The sequence below is a fragment of the Arthrobacter sp. genome (assembly GCF_031179985.1).
Classification (GTDB): Bacteria; Actinomycetota; Actinomycetes; order Actinomycetales; family Micrococcaceae; genus Arthrobacter.
This window is the reverse complement of record NZ_JAPSHJ010000009.1, coordinates 1-19,267: the sequence shown is the minus strand read 5'-3', so window position 1 is coordinate 19,267 and position 19,267 is coordinate 1. Positions and strand designations below refer to the sequence as shown.

16 protein-coding genes are annotated in these 19,267 nt (G+C 59.2%); 6 read left to right on the top strand and 10 right to left on the bottom strand.

Features of this window, described 5'->3' with window-relative positions; genetic code table 11:
- Positions 1 to 29: 29 nt before the first annotated feature.
- From RIN13_RS06280 to RIN13_RS06250, 7 genes are all read right to left on the bottom strand, one after another.
- Positions 30 to 509, bottom strand: a complete 480-nt coding sequence (locus RIN13_RS06280) for a pilus assembly protein TadG-related protein (RefSeq protein ID WP_309106482.1) — start codon at positions 507 to 509, stop codon at positions 30 to 32.
- On the bottom strand, positions 506 to 1,027 hold the full coding sequence (locus RIN13_RS06275; RefSeq protein WP_309106481.1) for a hypothetical protein: 522 nt from the start codon (positions 1,025 to 1,027) through the stop codon (positions 506 to 508). Before RIN13_RS06275 ends, RIN13_RS06280 begins: the two co-directional genes overlap by 4 nt.
- Positions 1,008 to 1,352, bottom strand: coding sequence for a pilus assembly protein (locus tag RIN13_RS06270; RefSeq protein ID WP_309106573.1), 345 nt, complete (start codon positions 1,350 to 1,352; stop codon positions 1,008 to 1,010). Before RIN13_RS06270 ends, RIN13_RS06275 begins: the two co-directional genes overlap by 20 nt.
- A gap of 101 nt (positions 1,353 to 1,453) precedes the next feature.
- The gene (locus RIN13_RS06265; RefSeq protein WP_309106480.1) at positions 1,454 to 1,690 is read right to left on the bottom strand and encodes a hypothetical protein; all 237 of its coding nucleotides are present in this window, start codon (positions 1,688 to 1,690) and stop codon (positions 1,454 to 1,456) included.
- A gap of 62 nt (positions 1,691 to 1,752) precedes the next feature.
- Positions 1,753 to 2,694 (bottom strand): type II secretion system F family protein, encoded by a 942-nt coding sequence (locus RIN13_RS06260; RefSeq protein ID WP_309106479.1) that lies wholly within the window; start codon positions 2,692 to 2,694, stop codon positions 1,753 to 1,755.
- The gene (locus tag RIN13_RS06255; protein WP_309106478.1) at positions 2,691 to 3,548 is read right to left on the bottom strand and encodes a type II secretion system F family protein; all 858 of its coding nucleotides are present in this window, start codon (positions 3,546 to 3,548) and stop codon (positions 2,691 to 2,693) included. Before RIN13_RS06255 ends, RIN13_RS06260 begins: the two co-directional genes overlap by 4 nt.
- Positions 3,548 to 4,771: an ATPase, T2SS/T4P/T4SS family gene (locus tag RIN13_RS06250; protein ID WP_309106477.1), complete on the bottom strand. Its 1,224-nt coding sequence runs from the start codon at positions 4,769 to 4,771 to the stop codon at positions 3,548 to 3,550. Before RIN13_RS06250 ends, RIN13_RS06255 begins: the two co-directional genes overlap by 1 nt.
- 684 nt (positions 4,772 to 5,455) lie before the next feature.
- Here RIN13_RS06250 and RIN13_RS06245 point away from each other — a divergent pair.
- Positions 5,456 to 7,684, top strand: coding sequence for a lysozyme (locus RIN13_RS06245; protein ID WP_309106476.1), 2,229 nt, complete (start codon positions 5,456 to 5,458; stop codon positions 7,682 to 7,684).
- Positions 7,685 to 7,793: 109 nt separating this feature from the next.
- Here RIN13_RS06245 and rfbA read toward each other — a convergent pair whose 3' ends face one another.
- On the bottom strand, positions 7,794 to 8,663 hold the full coding sequence (rfbA, locus tag RIN13_RS06240) for a glucose-1-phosphate thymidylyltransferase RfbA (protein ID WP_309106475.1): 870 nt from the start codon (positions 8,661 to 8,663) through the stop codon (positions 7,794 to 7,796).
- 57 nt (positions 8,664 to 8,720) lie between these two features.
- On the opposite strand from rfbA, the gene rfbB reads away from it, so the two are divergent.
- On the top strand, positions 8,721 to 9,719 hold the full coding sequence (gene rfbB, locus RIN13_RS06235) for a dTDP-glucose 4,6-dehydratase (protein WP_309106474.1): 999 nt from the start codon (positions 8,721 to 8,723) through the stop codon (positions 9,717 to 9,719).
- 2 nt (positions 9,720 to 9,721) lie between these two features.
- The gene (locus RIN13_RS06230) at positions 9,722 to 11,134 is read left to right on the top strand and encodes a bifunctional dTDP-4-dehydrorhamnose 3,5-epimerase family protein/NAD(P)-dependent oxidoreductase (RefSeq protein ID WP_309106473.1); all 1,413 of its coding nucleotides are present in this window, start codon (positions 9,722 to 9,724) and stop codon (positions 11,132 to 11,134) included.
- A 154-nt stretch (positions 11,135 to 11,288) separates the two neighbouring features.
- On the opposite strand, the gene RIN13_RS06225 is transcribed toward RIN13_RS06230, so the two are convergent.
- Positions 11,289 to 13,676, bottom strand: coding sequence for a hypothetical protein (locus RIN13_RS06225; RefSeq protein WP_309106472.1), 2,388 nt, complete (start codon positions 13,674 to 13,676; stop codon positions 11,289 to 11,291).
- Positions 13,676 to 15,454, bottom strand: a complete 1,779-nt coding sequence (locus RIN13_RS06220; RefSeq protein ID WP_309106471.1) for a hypothetical protein — start codon at positions 15,452 to 15,454, stop codon at positions 13,676 to 13,678. Before RIN13_RS06220 ends, RIN13_RS06225 begins: the two co-directional genes overlap by 1 nt.
- Before the next feature lie 347 nt (positions 15,455 to 15,801).
- Between RIN13_RS06220 and RIN13_RS06215 the strand changes: the two genes are divergently transcribed.
- From RIN13_RS06215 to RIN13_RS06205, 3 genes are all read left to right on the top strand, one after another.
- Positions 15,802 to 16,869 carry a glycosyltransferase gene (locus RIN13_RS06215; RefSeq protein ID WP_309106470.1) on the top strand — a complete coding sequence of 356 codons (1,068 nt, stop codon included), beginning with the start codon at positions 15,802 to 15,804 and terminating at the stop codon, positions 16,867 to 16,869.
- Positions 16,862 to 17,818 carry an NAD-dependent epimerase/dehydratase family protein gene (locus tag RIN13_RS06210; protein ID WP_309106469.1) on the top strand — a complete coding sequence of 319 codons (957 nt, stop codon included), beginning with the start codon at positions 16,862 to 16,864 and terminating at the stop codon, positions 17,816 to 17,818. Before RIN13_RS06215 ends, RIN13_RS06210 begins: the two co-directional genes overlap by 8 nt.
- A gap of 100 nt (positions 17,819 to 17,918) precedes the next feature.
- Positions 17,919 to 19,267, top strand: a 1,349-nt coding sequence (locus RIN13_RS06205) for a YfhO family protein (protein WP_309106468.1), incomplete at its 3' end; no start/stop codon positions are given.

Sequence of the window (19,267 nt, the reverse complement as noted above, 5' to 3'; positions counted from 1 at the left end):
TCGTCCACCGGTTTGTGTTGCCTCCCCGCTCAGCGGCTCAGTCTTGCCCTGGCAGTGGATTCGGCTTGGATTGCGATTCCATCAGGGACGAGGAAGTTGACTATTGGCGGATGGACGACAGCACTCAGCACGACGACGGCAGTGGATCCCTCTCTGCTTCCGGTTGATGGCTCAACGGCTAGAGCGTCAAACCGGATGAAGGCATCGTTTTGGGTCAGGTAGTCCATGACGACAGCCTGCACCCTTCCGCCGTTCAACACGGCTGAGGGCGTTCCTGCCTTGGTTTCCATCTGACCGAGGGTGTAGCTGTCTGCAGCCGCCACTGATGCACCGTCAGCCATGGACAGTAGTTTCTTGTGTTCGATGTAAACCGTGGACACTGCCACGACAACGGACGTCAGGAGAAGAGCAAGCAGAATGTAGCCGATGATCAGAACGGTGATTTGACCCGCTTCAGGATGCGCCTGGCTGACGTGAATGTCCTGGTTCTGCTGACGCTGCTGGCTCATCTGAACCTGCCGACGATTTGCGTAGCGGAGGCGTTCAGCTCGCTGGAGGTAAGCCCGAGCGAGTCGTTGAACGGGACGAACGGCAATGGCACGCTCAAATGGACGGTCACTGTAACGGCAGATCCTGCGGAGGAACAGTCAGCGGGTTTGCACACCGTTTCCATCCGGGCGTTTTCTGCAGGATGTCCATGATCGGCGAGCGCCAACATCACCGCTTGCTCAGCGGCGATGCGCCCGCTTTCCGGATCAGCCTGCGCAACGAACACCTTCGCCGCTTGATCGGCGGCGCCAACTACGGCGAAGGATCCGCCCTGGATTTGGCCGACGGTGATGATGAAGTACACCAACGGCACCATCAGGAGCACAGCGAGGAACGTGAACTCCACGACGGCGCTCCCGCGTTCGGCGTCGTCTTTTCTACTGTCGAGCGCAGCAACTGCAGTGCACCAAGCTTCACGAACGCGCCGCCTAATGCACTCCCCTATGCCGTTGGGGGTCTCACGGCTGCAAAGCGGCATGCCCCTTCACCTCCAGTACCTCCCGGGGTCCGATGAGACCGATCACGGGAAGAGGTGCCTTGATCGTTACTTCAAGTGTCCGCAGCCCCTGGAAGGTGACTTCCGCCGTCGTCACGTCCTGCGCGAAATCCTGGTTCAAGGCGCCCTCGATGAGACTCTCCGCCCGGTCTCGTGCATCTTCGGCGTTTCTGTCTGCGAGCGTTCCGTATCTTGCTCCCGACGCCGCCGCATCGATGAGAGTGTTACGGACGTGGAGTACCAGTGCCAATTGAATAATGGCCAGGAAAAACATCGTCAGCAGTCCACCGACCAGAACGAAATCGATCACAGCCGATCCCCGTTCCCGCCAAGAAATGTTTGTGATTCTGGAGGCTCCAAGCGCGGCATCCACCCGCTCGGGGCTCCGCAGCCTCAAACCGGACATTGTTACTTGGCGACCGTGTCCATTGCCTGATTGAAGAGGCCTTCCAACGCCGGTCCGGCGAGCGCCAAAAGCGCGGCCACCAAGACAGCAGACATGAGAGTGATCATCACCCATCCAGGGACATCGCCACGTTCAGGGTTGTCCACAGCGGGAAGCGACCAACGTCGTCGGGATATTTTCAGGTTGCTGAATCGGTAGCTTGCCACCAGCAAATTCCGGCGCATTCTTTCAAGGCTCATGAGGTTCCCATTCTGTGTTGTCTCCGATTGACCCGGGCATCCGGGTGTATTTCCAAACATGTCTAAAGGCCCAGACTGATTGCTGCAAGGCCAGGGAAAACTGCAAAAACCACTGTCAGGGGAAGCACGCCGAACACCACAGGGACCATCATGGCAATCTCCTTTTTGCCGGCCGCCTCCATCAGGTCGCGCTTAGCGGTGTCGCGTACATCCTGGGCCTGGGCCCGCAGCACGTCCGCCAATGGCGTTCCACGCTCCACAGCCACCACTATCCCGTCCACGAATCGCACGAGAGGTCCCAGATCCGTTCGGGCCGAAAACTCCTGCAGCGCTTCCACCAAGGGTTTGCCGGCCCTGGTTTCGGCGAGTACCCGGCTGAACTCCTTGGACAGTTCCCCGCTGGAGCTACGGCACACCCTGTCCAGCGCCCCCGAAGCGCTCTCCCCTGCGCTCACTGCAAGCGCCATCAACTCTGCGAGGCTGGGAAATTCGGCCATCATCCGTGACTCCCGGGTTCTGATTTGGACGCCGAGCCAATAGTCCCGAAACAGGAAGGCGCAAACAGCGCTTCCAAGAACAGCAACAACGGCAAGCAAAGGAGAAAAGCTCCCGCTCGCAGCACCTGCGGCCACAACACCCGTCGCAGTAAGGAAACCGCCGATCGCCCACAGCAGCTGCTCTGCCCGAAAGTCGACAGTGGATTTATTGATACCTGCCTGTGCCATTCGACGGCTCAACACAGACGAACCCATGTTGAGCCTGTTCAGTGAAACCAGACCATCCTGAACAAGCGGCCGGAATATGCGATCCAATAATGCGAACGGAGTGATGCGCTGGCTGTCCTCCAACAAAAGCCGGGACTCGACGTTCTGGGACCTCAACTGCGGCTCAATGCGCTCGAGAAACGTCGGTGGCCGCATGAAGGGAAGACGGACCAAGAGCAACCACAGCCCGGCTCCAAGCGCTGATCCGCAAACCAGCGCACTCGCTGACAGCACCGTCATCTCAGAACGCGCTCGTCTTGAGGCAGGGCCCCGATCCGCAGCATGATCGAATAGCACACCACAGAGACAACGAGGCCGCCCAAAAGGACTGCAGCACCGAGCGGGGTGTTATAGGCGGCGACAGCCTCTGGTCGGCTTGCCAACAGCACCATGACAATCCAGGGAGCGGCAACAGCCAGGCGTGCCGCATTCACGGTCCAGGACTGCCTGGCTTCAAGCTCGCTACGCGTTCGCGCGCTCTCGCGCAGGAACTCGGACAGTGTCCCCAGGAGCCGGCCGAGGTCAGATCCTCCCACGTCGCGTGTAAGCCTTAGGGCCTCGACTATTCGATCTGCAACCGGGTCAGCGAGCCTTTCTTTCAGCCTGTTGAGTGCAGGATCAAACTGGCCGCCCGAACGGTAATCTGCTCCGAAGTCCCGGAAAATATGGCGGAGCTCTTCGGGTCCTTTGTCGCCCAACTGGATCAAGGCCTCAGGGAGGGACAGTCCTGCCCGAATAGCCGAGCGTAAGTGGTCAACGACGTCCGGCCACAGCTGCCGCAGGACAGCCGTTCGTTTTGTCGCCCGCCACCTGACCAGAGCCACTGGAAACCATCCTCCGAAAAGGCCAAAGCAGCACGAGATCGGCAGTGAGCGGGTCACCACGAAGAACACCAAGGCAACGAAGACCGCAAGTCCCAGACACGTCGCTACCAGGCCAAGCCCTGACACCTTTTCAATCCCGGCATTTCTCAGCAGGTCCTCCACGCGGCTGGTCCTGCGCGAACGCCCCGGCCGTTTTCCGGATTCTTCCCATGCGGACCACCAGATCAGGAAGAAGCCCGCACCTGCCAGCACACCGAGAAGCGGCGCCATCAGCTCGCCTCGAGCAATGCTGAGACATCGAAGCCGGCACGGGCAAACTTTTCCGACGACGGTATGGAGTTTGGCCGCGGTTGAAGCTGGCCATCGACCAACGCGAAAACCATGGAGGACTCAATAACTCCATTTTCCACCCTGCGGCCCAAGGACAATATCTCGGTGACCTGCCTCCTGCCATTCGCCTGACGGCTGCAGTGCACCACAAGGTCGATACAGGAAGCCACGGTGGGAACAACAAACGCACTGGAAATGTTCTCGCCCGCCAACAACGGCAGCGTGCAGATTTTGGTCACGGCATCGTGGGCTGAGTTGGCATGGACTGTGCACATCCCGGGAAGGCCTGAATTCAGTGCAATAAGCATGTCCAGGCTTTCGGCCTCCCTGACCTCGCCTACGACCAGTCGGTCCGGCCTCATGCGAAGTGCTTCCTTTACAAGGCGGCGGAGGGGGATTTCGCCCTCCCCTTCGAGGTTGGCTTGACGGCATTGCAGTCCCACTACGTCCCGGAGCGGGAACTGCAGCTCGAAGATCTCTTCCACTGTGATCACGCGTTCGCGTGTCCCGATGCTTGCCGCGAGGCAGTTGAGCATAGTCGTTTTGCCCGCCTGTGTCGCGCCCGAGACGAGAATATTCAACCCGCTCGAAACTGCGGCGCCAAGAAACCGTGCTGACTGAGGAGTCAGGGTGCCGAGCTCAACCAAATGCTCCAGTCTGCTTGCCTTGACGATGAACTTCCGGATATTGACAGCCCAATGCCGTCTGGTCACATCCGGAATGACGACGTGCAGACGGGATCCATCGGGAAGGGCGGCATCAACAAACGGTGACGACATATCCAGCCGCCTGCCGGAACTCTTCAACATCCGCTCTACAAGGTCCCTGACCTGCTGATCGGTCAGGCTCAGCGAGGTCAGCTCCGATTCACCGTTACGTGCCACGAAAATCTCGTTTGGGGCATTCAGCCAGATTTCCTCGATGGTGGGATCGTCCAGCAATGGCTGCAAGGTTCCGAATCCGGCTACTGCATCAAAAACGAAGCGCCGGGCCGTGTCCAGAGACCCGATGGGCGGCAGGGGGCCCATGAGCGCCCGCTCATCGTAATCACTGACAGCCGCCTCTACGAGCCTGCGGACTTCGCCCGCCTGCCGCAGCGGATCCAGTCCCCTTCGGCGGATAAGCTCCCGTACTTCATCCTCGACGATCTGGACCGCGTCCATATGTTCCCCAATACGTCTGCCACCTCCGGCTGAGGCAGTGCAACTGGCTTAAAGCTAGAGCAGGGTACACGCAAGGACAAAGTCAAACCTGGTGATTGTGGAAAACTTCAGTGCCTTTCGTCACATCGGTAACAACAGAAACACTGGTTTCAGCGACGCGGCGGTGTTATCGTGAGCCCGTTACGCCAGATATTTTCAAGTTCAGCGGCCTCTGGTTGTCCGACTGGACACGCAACTTAGTGCCGGGCTCGGGGGAGCCTGGCATGGTTCCCGGAGCTATAAATGATGCACTCACGTGTACGGTCTCAATCCCGGCAAAAATTCCTCGTGCCAGCCGTCCTTTTAACTGTCTCGTTATTGGCAGGGCCATGGATCGTGGTGCCAGCAAGTGCAACGGGAACTGAACCTGCGCCACCTCCCTCTTCCGCTCCTCCTGCTCCGCCCACAGCCTCCGCTACTCCTGCTCCGGAGCCGGCGGCCCCCTCCCCGGCTCCCTCCCCCGTGTCCGAAGCACCAGCCTCCGCGCCGGCGGCTCCTCCGTCAGACCCCTCGAAACGTCCCAGCCCAAGCGCAATGGCTCAAGCGATAGGGCCGGGCGGGGCTGAAATGGGCCAGCGGTCCGCGCGAGTGGCTGGCAGCAAAGAGGATGGGCCTACTGAGGACCAGCCCCCTGCTTTGGAATCCATGACCACCCAATCCATGGAGACTCAGGGTACCTGGATGCCCACCTTCGGAGTGCAAGGGCTGGATGTCAGCGGTCACCAGACCAGCGTCAACTGGCAGCAGCAATGGAACATGGGAGCAAGGTTCGCCTACGTCAAGGCAAGCGAGGGCAACTACTACACCAATGAGCTTTACAGTTCGCAGTATCAGGGATCCCGCAACGTCGGCATGATTCGGGGGGCTTACCACTTCGCCATTCCCAACTGGTCATCGGGATCCGATCAGGCGCGCTACTTCGTGAAAAACGGCGGAGGGTGGTCGGCTGATGGCTACACACTTCCACCGGTGCTGGATTTCGAGTTCAACCCTTATGCCGGCCGAACGATTGACGGATTTTATTTCGGCGACACCTGCTACGGCATGTCCCCCGCCCAGCTGACCTCGTGGGTACGTGACTTCGGAAACACCATGCTTGCCCTGACCGGCAGGCTGCCCGTGATCTACACCAACACGTCCTGGTGGAAGCAGTGCACCGCTGACGCTGCCGGTTTCGGTAGCTATCCCCTGTGGATAGCGGCCTACCCGAGTTCTCCGACCAACAATGCCGGAGCTGTTCCATCCAGCTGGAGCTCCTACAGCATTTGGCAGTACAGCAGTACCGGGCCATTCGCCGGTGACTCGAACGTCTGGAACGGGACTTACGAGAACCTTCAGGATTTCGCACGCTTCGCTGACGGCTACGGTGCCCGTTTCGCCATCGGTCCCAACGGCGGCACCATCTACGTCGTGGGAAACAAGACCAAATACCCTATCCCCAACTGGGAGACCTACCAGCTTTACTCCCGCGTCAACTCACTGACCCAGGTCAGCCAGCAATACCTGGATGCGTTGCCTACGGGACCAGTGGTGGGCCGGTTCGCCAGGTCCGCCGACGGTTCGATCTATCTGATCGATTCGGGACGAAGATTCCACGTCCCCAGCTGCGGCATGATGAGCGATTTCGGCGGAGGCAACTGCACGAACTGGATACCCCTGTCCGGCGCCCAGCTGGGAATGTATACCGACGGCGGCATGCTGGCAAACGCCACCTCTTCGCCCACCGGAAAGCTCTTTTATGTCACGGGCGGCACGAAGCGCGAGTTCTTCGATGCACCGTCCCTCAGCCGCGCCGGCTTGCCTGCAGCCGTGATTCCTGCCAGTGATGCCCTGACCGCTTCGATGCCCTATGGGGCTCCCATTGTCCGCCAAGACGTGATCGTGGTGAACAGAAACACCCGCGAACCGTTCCTCTATACCGTCAACAAACTGCTGCCGGTCCCGACCTCCATCAATGCCGACAACGTTTGGGCGAGAGGAATCACCGCTGCTGCCCTCGACCCCCAGTCCCTTATCCAACTGGCCAAAGGCCCGGCGTTCATAGGATTCGCCGGAAACACGGCTGGAACCGCCAAGTTCGTCATCGGCTCAAACTATAAATATCTGATGTCGTCGGCAAGCCAATGGCCATCAACAACCGTCCTATTTTCAGACACCCTCCTGAATGCCATTGGCTCAGGCAGTTCGGTTGGCAGCCCAGCCTTCATCAAATCAGTCAATTCACCCGTAATTTACCGCTACGAAAACCAAGTAGCCCGGGAAGTTCCCGACCTGACCACTCTCTATCAATTCGGTGAAGGGCGGATTCCGCCTATCTATTCGTTGGCACCGAATACAGTCAACTCGCTGGCAAAGGGACCTGCTCTGCTCCCGGCGGCCAAGCTCTATGTCGGCGATGCCAGCCCTGTCGTCTACCTCGTTGATGGAGCCAACAAGGCGCTTCAACTCGAGGATTTCAGGATCACTGACAGCATGGGAATCGGCGGTTACACCCGCGTCCCGCAAAGTGTCCTGTCGCTTTACACCAACACGGGTACTGTCCTGCCGGCCGTGACCTGCGGATCCACAAAGTTCCTGGGCTACCGTGGCGGTCTGTGGCGGCTCCCTGCCACCACTGGAACTGCCCAGCTGCCTGCACGGGTCCTTGAAGGGTCAACCTGCAGTTCGTTGCCCACTCCTCGAGGGAATATCGACAGCACGGTGTTCGTGAAGGCACTCGACAACCCGGTGGTTTATCTGCTCCAGGACGGTGTCAAGAAGCCGGTGTCTTCCTGGTCAAGGCTCATGGAACTGAACCAGGGAAGCAGCTCTCCCGTAATCGCGGACTACGCACCCAGCGCCCTTGCTGCCATCCCCACCGGCAATCCGGCCTAACAGGGCTTTCGCGGCACAACAAAAGGAGGGCGGTACCGGAAGATTCCGGTACCGCCCTCCTTCGTCGTGGCTCGAACCTACGCACAAGCCCAACCGCGCCTACAGGCCTTTACTTACCTTGCGCCAGCAGTTCCAGCAGGTACTTTCCGTAGCCGCTCTTGACCAACGGCTCCGCGCGCTTCCTGAGTCCATCGTCGTCCAGGAATCCGAGTCGCCAGGAGATCTCCTCGGGGCAGCCGATGGAGAGGCCTTGACGCTTCTGGACCGTGTGGATGAACTCAGAGGCCTGGTTCAAGGAATCGAAGGTGCCGGTATCCAGCCAAGCTGTTCCACGCGGGAGTATCTCGACCTGCAGCTTGCCGCGGTTCAGGTACTCCCGGTTTACGTCTGTGATCTCAAGCTCACCGCGCGGCGAGGGCTTCAGGTCTCGGGCGATCTGCACGACGTCGTTGTCGTAAAAGTAAAGTCCTGGCACCGCATAGTGGCTGCGTGGACGCTCAGGCTTCTCCTCCAAAGAGATGGCCTTGCCGTCTCCGTCGAATTCCACAACTCCATATGCCGAGGGATCTGCCACCCAGTAGCCAAAGACGGCACCGCCGTCGATGTCGGCAAAGCGGCGCAACTGCGTGCCCATGCCCCGCCCATAAAAGATGTTGTCACCCAGCACCAGGGCAACGGGACCATCACCGATGTGCTCAGCTCCGAGCACAAACGCCTGTGCCAGCCCGTCCGGAGAGGGCTGCTCCTTATAGGTGATGTTAACGCCGAACTGTGAGCCATCACCCAGCAGACGCTGGAACTGATCGGCGTCGTGAGGAGTGGTGATGACAAGAATGTCCTGGATACCGGCCAGAATCAGTGTGGACAGCGGATAGTAGATCATCGGCTTGTCATAGACGGGAACCAGCTGCTTGCTGATCCCCAGGGTAATGGGGTGAAGTCTGGAGCCGGTACCGCCGGCAAGGATAATTCCGCGCATGCAACCTATCTTTCCCTCTGGTGGGAAGTCCGGCCAAATCCGGTAACCTATGAAACTATGCAGCGACTTCTCGTAACCGGCGGCGCCGGATTCATTGGCTCGAACTTTGTCCACTATGTAATGGCCAATACGGACAACTATGTAACCGTACTGGATAAGCTCACATATGCGGGGAACCTTGAGTCACTCAAGGGGCTGCCGGAGGACCGGTTCCGTTTTGTTAAGGGTGACATCAGCGACGCTGAACTCGTTGACGGCCTTGTTTCCGATCACGACGTCGTGGTGCACTACGCTGCCGAATCGCACAATGACAACTCACTGCACGATCCGCGTCCGTTCCTGGATACAAACATCATCGGAACCTACACGCTCATTGAAGCCGCGCGGAAGTACAACAAGCGCTTCCACCACATCTCAACTGACGAGGTCTACGGGGACCTGGAGCTTGACGATCCGGAACGGTTTACTGAGGAAACCCCGTACAACCCGTCCAGCCCCTATTCCTCCACCAAGGCGGGGTCAGACCTCCTGGTGCGTGCGTGGGTGCGTTCGTTCGGTCTTCAGGCGACGATCAGCAACTGCTCCAACAACTACGGCCCGTACCAGCATGTCGAGAAGTTCATTCCTCGCCAGATCACTAACGCCATTGACGGGATCCGACCCAAGCTCTATGGCAAGGGCGAAAACGTCCGCGACTGGATCCACGCAGACGACCATTCCTCCGCCGTTCTGACCATCATCGAAAAGGGTGTCGTCGGCGAAACGTACCTCATCGGCGCTGACGGTGAAAAGAACAACAAAGAAGTTGTAGAACTGATCCTCCGGCACATGGGCCAGGACAGTGGAGCCTATGACCATGTTGTGGACCGCGCCGGCCATGATCTTCGCTACGCCATCGACTCCAGCAAGCTCCGCAACGAACTTGGCTGGACACCGCAGTTCTCCGATTTCGACGCCGGCATTGAGGACACCATCCAGTGGTACCGCGACAACGAGTCCTGGTGGCGGCCGCAGAAGTCGGCAACCGAGGCGAAATACAAGGAGCAGGGCCAGTAGGTATGGAGTTCCAGAAGAGGCTCAGCGCCACCGCAACACCCATTCCCGGCGTGATTCTTTTCGATCTTCCCGTGCATGGCGACAACCGTGGCTGGTTCAAGGAAAACTGGCAGCGCGAGAAGATGGTGGCCTTGGGCCTGCCGGACTTCAGCCCCGTACAAAACAACATCTCCTTCAATGACAAAAAGGGCACGACTCGTGGAATCCACGCGGAGCCGTGGGACAAGTTCGTCTCGGTGAGTACGGGAAGGATCTTCGGAGCCTGGGTCGACCTCCGGGAAGGACCAAGCTTCGGGAGCGTATTCACAGCGGAACTCGATGCCAGCAAAGCCATCTTCATTCCCAGGGGTGTTGCCAACTCCTACCAGACATTGGAGGACAACACGTCCTACGTTTATCTGGTCAACGACCATTGGTCTGCCGATGCCGAGTACACCTTCCTGAATCTTGAGGATGAAACGGTAGCCATACCCTGGCCAATCCCCCTTGCTGAGGCGGAACTGTCGGACAAGGACAAGGCGCATCCGCGGCTGGCCTCCGTCAAGCCAATGGGTCCGCGCAAAACCTTGGTTCTCGGCGCAGACGGCCAGCTTGGGACGGCGCTACGATCGGCTCTTGAAGGTGACCCAAGCGTCGAATTTGCCGGCCGGGATGAGTTCGATCTTCTCGATCCGGCGTCATTTGAAAGCCGTCATTGGCACAATTACAGCACGATCATCAATGCAGCGGCGTACACCGCCGTTGACGCGGCGGAAGAGCCTGAGGGCCGGCGTGCAGCCTGGGCGATCAACGCCGTCGCCGTCAGCCGCCTGGCGTCGGTTGCCGCCCGGAACAACATCACCCTCGTTCAGGTGTCCAGCGATTATGTCTTCGACGGAACCCAGCCCATCCACACCGAGGACGAGCCATTTACGCCTCTCGGGGTTTACGGCCAGACCAAGGCTGCAGGTGATGCAGCGACTGCAACAGTGCCCCGGCACTACATCGTGCGCACCAGTTGGGTCATCGGAGAGGGCAACAACTTTGTGCGCACCATGGCGTCGCTTGCCGGACGCGGAATACAGCCGAATGTTGTGGACGACCAAGTGGGAAGGCTCAGTTTTGCCAGCGACATTGCCGCAGGGATTCTGCATCTGCTCACAACCGGATCAGAATATGGAACGTACAACCTGACCAACGATGGCGAGCCACAGTCGTGGGCACAAATCGCAGCTGACGTTTTTGAACTCACCGGAGCGGACCGCTCCGACGTCAGCGGTGTCAGTACCGAAGAATACTTCCAGGGCAAAGCTGCGGCTCCGCGGCCGCTGAACAGCGTTCTGGATCTGAACAAGTTGAAGTCGACAGGGTTCCAGCCAAGGAGCGCACGTGAGGCTCTGGAGAGCTATCTTGCGGAAACAACCCTGAAGATCTGAACAAACGGCGGCATCTTAGCGGCGACCGGGGGTCAGGCATCAACTGCTGACCCCGGTCGCCTCTCTTATGCCGTTTCGAGGAGTTGGCGGGTCTCGCGTCGCCGACCCCTAAACCCAAAACTCACTGTGTCGGGGGCTCGTGAACCTCAAGGGCCTACGCAGGACTTTCCCGCACCGGGTTCGTGGTTCCTGGCTTTTGACGCCTCCGCCGCCAGAACCTTGTGCCTTCAACAGCGGCCCACAACAGGATCCCCATGGTCCCTATTAGCCAGGCTGATACACCTGCAGCCCATCCGGGCGGCGTGAATGACACGGCAACCGTGCGGCCAACCGAATCCGCCGGAATATCAAGGGTGAGAAGGAATCCGTCCATCGGTTCCCCCATCGTCCCGTTCTGAACCGTGTAGCCGGGCCAGGGCAACCTGCTTAGGGCTGCCTTCCCGCCCTCCTGAGGAACCTCGTCTACGCGAAGCCGTACTTCCGTATCGGTGCGCGAAAGTTCCGTGAGTTTCGTATTTCCGCTTGTCCAGACAAGTCCGCCGGCCGAATCCAAGGGAACGTCACGGCTCCAGAGCTCAATCTCGCCGTCATCGCTGACCAAGCTCCATCCCTCCGGGGGTGCGGGGATCTCCAGGGAACCCGATCGTCCCACATAGTTGTTCGCCGCACTGGGACGCTGGTCGCCTTCAAACGATTTCTTCAATATTTGAATGTTGTCAACACTGAGCTCATCGACGAGCATCAGTCCGGTCCCTGGCCGCTTTTCGAAGAGGTCGTCCAGCAGCTCAGGGCATGTGCCACCCAGATACCGGACGCAGAGCGCCCGGTTGTACTGAGTGAAGCCAACGAGCTGATACCTGTTAATCACCGATGCTTCACTGAGGTACCACGTATTTGCCATGAGTGTGCGCGACCACGTGGAATCATCCTGCGGGTAGTCCAGTGCGTCGCCCACTACAAGGACTTGGCCTTTGACACCGGCCAGGACTCCCTTGGGAATGTTGGCGTCGGCTGGGACATTGGCCCTGGACAGGGGGCTGCCGTCCGTCGTCCGGTGCTGAAGGACAGATGCTCCCAGGCAGCCGATGGCGATAACGCCAGCGATAAGTACCGACGTCGACCATTTCCAATAACGGAATCTGTTGCCCCGCAGGACCCACCAAATTACTGCAACACCTGACGCTGCAAGGCAACCTGTGAGGAAGACGGTTATGTACCGGTGGGGACTTTGTGCCCACGCGCCATACATGCCGAAGGCAATCGCCCCGACAGCACCGAACAACGAAAGTTTGGATGGGTGACTGGCCAAGGCATGGGACAACAGCACAACACACAGCAGGATGCAGACCATCGCCAGATACGGCATGAACCGGGCCGGGTACCTCAGGGGCCCAATCGTCGTGGGCAGGAGCACAAAGACGAGCGACAGCATCCCGAAGATCCAAATGTCATTAATTTGTGGTGCGAAAGCGCGTATTCGGCGCCAGCTCAGGTAAGCGATCAGGGGCAGGAACCAGGCAATGTACAGGGCAGGCGCCGGTGCGGTAAATCCATTCCACCACCACGAGGGCATCATGGGCAGTCCAGTGGCGATGGTTGATCCCAACAACCCGGTGAGGTTAACGCCCATGTAGTTGTCGTTGAAGATTGCTGTTGTGCTGCGGGTGGTAACGGAAGCGGTCAGCACACCGGGCAGGTAAACCACCACCGCCACCAGCACGACGGCAAGTCCCACCATTGCCGTTCGGACAGCACTGGACCATTGACGGCGCCACAAGGCATTTATTCCAACGGCGAGCAGCACGAAGCCGACTGCGACGGTCCCGGCGACATAGCCGATCGTTACGATCAGGTATCCGATAAGGAATGGCCATAGCGGATTCCGGCCCGAGAAGGCCATGGATTTCAGAGTCAACCAAAAATACGGAACCAGGGCCCAGGCCAGCGCGCCGGTCACCCAGGACGGGGCATCAAAGAAGACGGTGAAGCCGTTCAAAGGGACCGCCATTCCGGCAACGAACGCCAACGGCGGCGGGACGTTGAAGGAACGGCTGAGAAGGAAGCATCCCACTCCGGCGCAGACGAGAATCGCCACCTTGATGATGGTAGTCACCAGGACCGCATTGCCAGCCAGATGCACGAGGACACCAATGGCCATAATCAGTGGATTCCAGGTGCCCCATTGACCCTCCGCGGTGTAGTTTCCGCTGGACCAGATGGCAGGGTTGAGAATAGGCACCTTGCCCGACAGGAGGCTGTCGCCCAGGTGATACCAGACGCCATAAGCTCCGTTTTCCGTGTCGTCCTGGAAGTAAAAACGCGGGGAACGGGCTAAGGGAATCAGGCTGAACAGCAAGACGGTAGCTGCCGTTAGGGCGAGCCAAAGCCGGGAGGAGATTTTGATTGCTTGTCCCGGCTCCGTCACAGCAGGCTGGGAGTCCGTCACAACAGGCTGAGCCGCAGCCTCATTGGACTGCGCCGCTCCCGTCGAGGAAATATCCGACGGGAATTCAGACGTTTCATCCTTGAGAACCTTGGGCACTATTTGATCTTCCACAATGTGATTACGGCTGTTTCTTCGCCTATTTTGTACCGGCTTTCGGAGACTTTGGTTCCGTCGACCTTGTCCTGCCATCCCTGCTCGCAGCCGCTGTCCGTCAGGATGTACTTCACACCCGCTGACGCTGCGAGGGATTGTGCGAAGACGTAGTGCTTTCGTTGTTCCACGACCTCCCGCAACTTCGCTTCCTCCTTTGGCCAGGCAAGCCCAAGGTTGTAGAAAGCCGTCGGCAACCCGGTGACGGCCTTTAGGCGGAACTGACTGATACACGGATCAAACATGACCAGCTCTGAGGCCGTCCCGTCTTCTGCACGGCGGATTTTCAGTTCGGAATCATCGTCCGTCAGCGGTTTCGAGGCGTTCCTGATCGCAACCGACTGCTCATCCGAGAAGTTGGCGGTGCCGTAGGACTGGACGTACTCCGTGAACTTCGGGTAATCACCGAAACTGACTGCAACCGCTGTCACAGTGACCACCGCTGCGATCGTCGCCGTCGCCACCGTTCCCGTCAAGCGGAGCTTGGTGGTCTGGGCTGTATACGTTGCAGTCTTGACCCCGCCGCCGTCGCTGGCTGCTTCCTCAGCAATGCTCGAGGTATCGATCGCCTTAGTCTGAACCGAACTGCGCCACAAACGCCAGCTTTCCACGGCAACCTGAAGCAGGACGGGAACGGCAGCGGCCGTAACTATGGTGAAACTGTCGATCCAAAACCTGTAGGGTTCCTGGTTCGCTCCCCAGAGATCGTTGCTGGCAACTACTGGCCAAGCGAACACGGCCCCGATCGAAAAGGCGAGCCACGCCCGGTTCCGCTGCCTCATCCCGGCCCAGAAGATCAGTGCCAGGAACAACAGCGGCACGAGTGCAGCCAACAATCCTGTTCCGAGTGGAACTCCAAGCGCCTTTGACGAAAGCTCCCGGTAGGTGAGGAAGTCGTCCTTGGCTGCGAGTCCCAGAAGGGTCCCGAGAATGGTCGGAGAGGCAGCAAGCGCCAATGCGGCGCAGGACGAAATCACCAGCGTCTTGTAGCGGAGCAGAAGTAGCAGGAACCCGGGCACCGCGGCCAGGACTCCTGCCATAAGCGTCGCGAGCGGCCCTGCGACAGAAGCTATGGTGGGTCCGCCGAAGAGTACAGCGGCCAGGATGCCGAGGCTTGCGATGACATGGATTTTTCTTCCATAAGTCAACAGGCCATATGCGGCAGCTGCGTAAAGCAGAAGATAGACCGTTGTGAGGAAGGAATATGTCTGGACGTTGGCGAGGAAGCCTACGGCCCCTGCGGCAACGATAATCGCCGCTGTACGTCTCCGGTGCAGAACAGATTCGGGCCGATGTCCTGCAGGGAAAGTGGCGCCTATGAGCAGGCAAACCGCCGTGACGGCAAGGGACAACGCCGCAGACTCTCCATTGAGCGTGAAGAGGACGCCAAAAGCGCCCCACAGCACAGCATGGTTGTCCAAGGTATGGTGCCAGTTCCCGGTTGCAAGAACGGCAAAGGTGCCGATGATGCTGGGCACGAACCCGAGGGCTCCCAGGGCAGGAACTCCGGTCAGGCGGATCAGCAGCCAGCTGATGGCGACGACCATCAGCAACTGGAATGCAAGGCCTGTGACCTGCCAGGTCAGAATGATGTCCTTGTCGAAAAGCCGTGCAAGAAGGCCAAGGAAGACATAGTAAAGCCGCGGATAGTGATTGGTGCCGGTCTCCGTGAAAGGCTCGACGGCGGCAAGGTTGCCGTTGCGCACGTTGACGGCAATCGCCAAATATGAATACTGATCATACGCAAAATACTGGCGGAAGTTGTTCCAGGCAAAACCGGGGCTTTGGGTCAGAGGCCGAACCTGGAAAAACCAATACATGAGGCAAGAAAACGCAATGGCTCCGGTGGAAACAAGAGACCTCAACCGTACAGTGGGCATTTTGGCAGTCATCAAAGTCATATACGTTGGTTTCCCCGATAGTTCAGTCAGACCGGCCTGCTGCCGGGTACCTCGTTCTTAAGCCGCTCGATTACTAGAAAGATTCTAAGGCCTCCAGCCACAGCTGCAGTTTAGCCACAGTTGATTCTCCGGCATGCTGCGGCCCCGGCGTGACGGTAGACTTTGTGCACATGACGTACGAAACGACGGCTTCTCCCTCCAGCCCGCACCGCATCTCAATTGTGGTTCCTGTTTACCAAGGTGAGAAAACCCTCCCCGCCGTCGTCGCGGAGCTGATGGAGTACACTCAGCCGTCCGTCTCCCCTGACGGAAACCCGTTCGTGGTCAGCGAGGTCCTTCTTGTTTTTGACCATGGGCCGGACGGGTCAGCGGGCGTCATCCGTGATCTAGCCGAAAAATATGACGTCGTCCGTGGGGTGTGGCTAAGCCGCAACTTCGGGCAGCACCCCGCCACATTGGCCGGAATGGCATCGGCCGGAGGCGACTGGGTCGTCACGATGGATGAAGACGGGCAACACGACCCCGCAGCCATACCGGCCCTCCTCGATACGGCTATGCAGAACCAGTCCACCCTGGTGTACGCAAATCCAAGCAACAAACCTCCTCACGGTTTCCTGAGGAACGCAGCTTCAGTCGGTGCCAAGAAAATGGTCTCGGCTCTGTTGTCCAGCAACGACGCCGCCAACTACCAGAGCTACCGGCTGCTCACGGGCGAAGTGGCCCGTTCGGTCGCCGCCTACGCGGGGAATGCCGTCTACCTGGATGTTGCCCTGGGCTGGATAGCATCCAACGTTTCCACCTGCCCCGTTGCACTGAGGGAAGAAGGCGACAGACAATCGGGCTACAAGCTCAGGTCCCTGCTGTCGCATTTTTGGCGGATGGTCATTTCCAGCGGCACAAGGGCTCTGAGGCTGGTCAGCCTTATCGGGGCGCTCTTTGCCCTGATGGGAATCTGTCTGGCGATCTATCTTTTGATTGCGTACCTGACAGGACACGGCGCCGGTCAGCAGGGGTGGACGTCCACGATGATCGTCATCCTTATCAGCACGGGTGCCATCCTCTTTTCCCTTGGCGTCATTGCTGAATACGTGGGCGTCAACGTCAATATGGCAATGGGCAAGCCTGCCTACCTCATCGTCAGCGATCCGGCAGTCGGCCCCCTCGGCCGGAGGCCTGAAGCTCTCCCCCAACGACACAATGCCACGCAGGCCGCTGGAGGAACTACGCCTCATGCCTGATCCCACTTGGGTGATCGGGGCCGGCGGGCTCCTGGGCCGCGGTGTCTTGGCAGAATTGAAAAGCAGAGGGCATGAGGTTCTGACTTCGTCAATTCCCTGGAACGATCCCGCCGCTGCCAAAGATGCCCTCGCTGAATCCGCCGTCGCTCTTCGCTCTCTCGCCGACGGCCGACCTTGGGTGATTGCATGGTGCGCCGGAGCCGGAGTCACCGGCACTTCCCAAGCTGAACTCGACTCCGAACTGGAAGTATTCCAGTCAGCGCTCGATTCCTTTGGGGAAGTCCTGTGCGGACCGGATGCCGCCCCCGGCCGAATGTTCCTTGCCTCTTCCGCCGGTGGCGTCTATGCAGGGAGTTCCGCACCGCCCTACACGGAGGAAAGCCCCACGCAGCCTTTGGCCCCGTACGGGTTTGCGAAGCTTGCAGCGGAAGAATCAGCCGCTGATTTCGCCCTCAAAACGGGAACCCGCCTCGTGGTCGGCCGCGCAGCGAACCTGTATGGGCCCGGTCAAAACCTGGCCAAGCCCCAGGGCCTGATCTCTGTTTTTGCCAAGGCCCACCTGACCGGGCAGCCCGTCTCGGTGTACGTTTCGCTCGATACCCTACGCGATTACATTTTTATTGAAGATGCCGCCGAACTGGTTACGGACTGCCTTGAGCGGCTGTCCGGCGAGGACATTCACGATGGGCAGACTGTTGTGAAAATCATAGCCACCCAGCGCGCTGACACTATCGGTGCAGTGATAGGGGCCTGCAAGACAGTCTTTAAGAGGCGGCCCCGAATAGTCCTTGGGGCATCGCCGTTTGCGAAAGCCCAGGCGCACGATCTGCGATTCAAATCAGTGGTCTGGCCGGAACTGGACCGGCGGCCCTTCACTCCCCTTGCCGTCGGGATTGATGCGACGGTCAGGGATATGCAAACCCTCAGGAACGGACTCGGGCAGCTCTAGAGTTGAGCCTCGGAACGGTGATTGATATCGCATCCGCATGTCAGTGGCAGGATTCGGTACCCTTAATAGAGCGTTGGCGACAGGAAGAGACCGTAAAGAATTGAATATTCGAGAACAAACGGCTGAGGTCCCGGAACGCAAGAGGGCCTGGAAATGGGCCTGTGCGACACCGCTCATTGCTATTGTGGCGGCACTGATCCCGGTGATATTCAACCACCGCTTCTACTTTTATGACGATACCCAGATTGGCGCCTATCCAATCTGGGTGGAAATCGGCAAACTGCTGCGGGCCGGTGACTGGCCCATCTTCAGTGCTGCCGGCTGGCAGGCGGGGAACTACGCAGCCGAAGGACAGTGGGGCATCTTCAGCCCCGTCACGCTGCTGATCGGGCTTGCCGCATCCTTTGCAGGGAATGCGATCATTTTCTCCACGGCCGTGAAGATCGGTTTCCTGGCTCTCGCCAGCATCGGTGTCTATCTCCTGAGCCGCAGCTTCAGGGCCGTTCCACCGCTGGCCTTTGTCGCGGGGGTAACGTCCACTTTGGCAGGCTTCACCGTCTATCTGGATGCGCCGTCCTGGGTGACGGGCCTTATGGTATGGGCATTCCTGCCGTTCGTTTGGTGGGGTCTGCGGCGGATGGCTTTTGACAGGAAGTCACCGCTGCCGGTGCTCGTTTCCGGCTATTTGCTCGTGACGGTTGGCTACGTTCACGGCACCATCATGATGGTCCTGGTTTTTATCGCCTTCATCGCCGAAGTCCTGATCCGTCGGCATTGGAAGGCCTTGAGGCAGACGCTTGCCTCCGGCGTTGTCCTGGGACTCGTCGCTCTGGCGGTGTACCTGCCGGGAGTCCTGACCCTGGCCAGCACGGCACGAAAGACCGGAATCTCCAACACGAACTTCCTGACAGTAGACCTCACCGGTCTGGCCGGATCAGCGCTCCCCAGCAACCTGCCCCAGGTCGCCTCATGGTGGTGGGGGCCGTTTGCGCCGGTTCCCCTAACGTACATCGCCTGGTTCCTGCCCCTCTTCGCCATCATAAATTTCCACAAACTACGTCGGCTCACTCCGCCGATGGCAAGCCTGCCGGTTTTCCTGGTCTTCTCCTTGGTGCTGACACTTGCCCCCAGCGACATGGGACCTCTCCGGACGCCCGTCAGGTTGATGCCCTACGTCGCACTGACAGTCATCGTCCTGATCTGCGTCGCGCTCTCCGTTGCCCGTTTGAAGGCTATCTCACGCACCCGTTGGCTTGCAGTCGGCGGCTTGTTCCTGGCAAGTGTTTACCTTGGCTGGACCGGAAAGCCCGAGATGTGGACCATCAGTGCCAGAATGTTCCTGATCATGGCAGCAGGCTTCGCCGTCATCGTCCTTGTCTTCTGGAAAGTGGATCGTGCGAGAAGAGCCGAAGGCGTCTTCGCGGGGATACTGGTGGCCACATCGCTGGC